The organism is Ponticaulis profundi (assembly GCF_042659465.1).
Lineage (GTDB): Bacteria > Pseudomonadota > Alphaproteobacteria > Caulobacterales > Hyphomonadaceae > Ponticaulis > Ponticaulis profundi.
This window is the reverse complement of sequence record NZ_JBHSSW010000067.1, coordinates 1-2,500: the sequence shown is the minus strand read 5'-3', so window position 1 is coordinate 2,500 and position 2,500 is coordinate 1. Positions and strand designations below refer to the sequence as shown.

Here is a 2,500-nt window from a genome sequence, read left to right as displayed (position 1 = left end):
TACGGTAACACGTACTGGAGGTCCGAACCCACACCTGTTGAAAAAGGTCGGGATGACTTGTGCCTAGGGGTGAAAGGCCAATCAAACTCGGAGATAGCTGGTTCTCCGCGAAAGCTATTTAGGTAGCGCCTCGGACGTATTCCCTGGGGGGTAGAGCACTGCATGGATGATGGGGGCCCACAGCCTTACTGAGTCTAAGCAAACTCCGAATACCCAGGAGAACTATCCGGGAGACACACGGCGGGTGCTAACGTCCGTCGTGGAGAGGGAAACAACCCTGACCAACAGCTAAGGCCCCCAATTCGTGGCTAAGTGGGAAAGCATGTGAGACTTCCAAAACAACCAGGAGGTTGGCTTAGAAGCAGCCATCCTTTAAAGATAGCGTAACAGCTCACTGGTCTAATCAAGAGGTCTTGCGGCGAAGATGTAACGGGGCTCAAGCCACGAGCCGAAGCTTTGGATGCACTTTAGAGTGCGTGGTAGCGGAGCGTTCTGTGATATAGAACGCTGCCTCTTTAGCCCAGCAATGGTCTACGGAGGCAATGTTCTGACTGTGAAGCCGGGCCGTAAGGCAACCGGTGGAGTGATCAGAAGTGAGAATGTTGACATGAGTAGCGACAAACAGGGTGAGAGACCCTGTCGCCGAAAGTCCAAGGGTTCCTGCTTAAAGCTAATCTGAGCAGGGTAAGCCGGCCCCTAAGGCGAGGCCGAAAGGCGTAGTCGATGGGAACCAGGTTAATATTCCTGGGCCAGGAGATGGTGACGGATCCCGAGGGTAGTTCGATCTTAACGGATTGATCGGGCTGCTTAGGGGTCCCTGGAAATAGCCCTCCACAAGACCGTACCCTAAACCGACACAGGTGGACTGGTAGAGAATACCAAGGCGCTTGAGAGAACCACATTTAAGGAACTCGGCAAAATACCTCCGTAAGTTCGCGAGAAGGAGGCCCGGTTTTTGCGCAAGCAGAGGCCGGGGGCACAAACCAGGGGGTGGCGACTGTTTACTAAAAACACAGGGCTCTGCGAAGTCGTAAGACGACGTATAGGGTCTGACGCCTGCCCGGTGCCGGAAGGTTAAAAGGAGAGGTGCAAGCCTTGAATTGAAGCCCCGGTAAACGGCGGCCGTAACTATAACGGTCCTAAGGTAGCGAAATTCCTTGTCGGGTAAGTTCCGACCTGCACGAATGGCGTAACGACTTCCCCGCTGTCTCAAATGTGGACTCAGCGAAATTGAATTGTCTGTGAAGATGCAGACTTCCCGCGGTTAGACGGAAAGACCCCATGCACCTTTACTACAACTTCGCACTGGCATCAGGATTGCGATGTGCAGGATAGGCGGTAGGCTTTGAAGCGGGGACGCTAGTCCTCGTGGAGCCATCCTTGAGATACCGCCCTTCGCACTCTTGATGTCTAACCGCGGCCCGTTATCCGGGTCCGGGACCCTGCGTGGTGGGTAGTTTGACTGGGGCGGTCGCCTCCCAAACAGTAACGGAGGCGCGCGAAGGTTGGCTCAGACCGGTCGGAAATCGGTCGTTGAGTGCAATGGCAGAAGCCAGCCTGACTGCAAGACTGACAAGTCGAGCAGAGACGAAAGTCGGCCATAGTGATCCGGTGGTCCCGAGTGGAAGGGCCATCGCTCAACGGATAAAAGGTACGCTGGGGATAACAGGCTGATGATGCCCAAGAGTCCATATCGACGGCATCGTTTGGCACCTCGATGTCGGCTCATCTCATCCTGGGGCTGGAGCAGGTCCCAAGGGTACGGCTGTTCGCCGTTTAAAGAGGTACGTGAGCTGGGTTTAGAACGTCGTGAGACAGTTCGGTCCCTATCTGCCGTGGGTGTTGGAGACTTGAGAGGAGCTGCCCCTAGTACGAGAGGACCGGGGTGGACGTTCCACTGGTGGACCAGTTGTCGTGCCAACGGCAGTGCTGGGTAGCTATGAACGGACAGGATAAACGCTGAAGGCATCTAAGCGTGAAGCCCCCCTCAAAACAAGGTCTCCCTTGAGAGCCGTGGAAGACCACCACGTCGATAGGCCGGAGATGTAAGTGCAGCAATGCATTCAGTTGACCGGTACTAATGGCTCGATAGGCTTGATTTGATCCGGAAGAAGCAGGATTATCCTCCTTCCTCCAAAGCATCCTTGGACAATATCAGACCCCTCAAAAGGTCCGACGCTGAGCGTTTCTTTCCTGGTCTGGTGGCCCTAGCGCGAGCAAAACACCCGATCCCATCCCGAACTCGGCCGTTAAGTGCCGCTGCGCCGATGGTACTGCGTCTTAAGACGTGGGAGAGTAGGTCACCGCCAGACCTGGTAAGAAACGCAATATCTCTCTGATACGATGAAACAAACCCGATCAGGACAACCTTGGCGCGGGGTAGAGCAGCCCGGTAGCTCGTCAGGCTCATAACCTGAAGGTCACAGGTTCAAATCCTGTCCCCGCAACCACAGAAACACACCCAACACCAGCCCCGGCTAAACGCCGGGGCTTTCGCATG

The 2,500-nt window shown here is 55.2% G+C and carries 1 tRNA gene and 2 rRNA genes (1 of these 3 cut by a window edge); all 3 read left to right on the top strand.

From position 1 onward, the window contains the following. Window positions 1–2,102 (top strand): 23S ribosomal RNA (locus ACFQDM_RS19530) (it extends 731 nt beyond the left edge of the window). Window positions 2,103–2,197: 95 nt separating this feature from the next. Beyond that, a 5S ribosomal RNA gene (gene rrf, locus ACFQDM_RS19525) occupies window positions 2,198–2,312 on the top strand. 61 nt (window positions 2,313–2,373) lie between these two features. Continuing rightward, window positions 2,374–2,450: transfer RNA gene (locus ACFQDM_RS19520), tRNA-Met, on the top strand. Window positions 2,451–2,500: the final 50 nt, after the last annotated feature.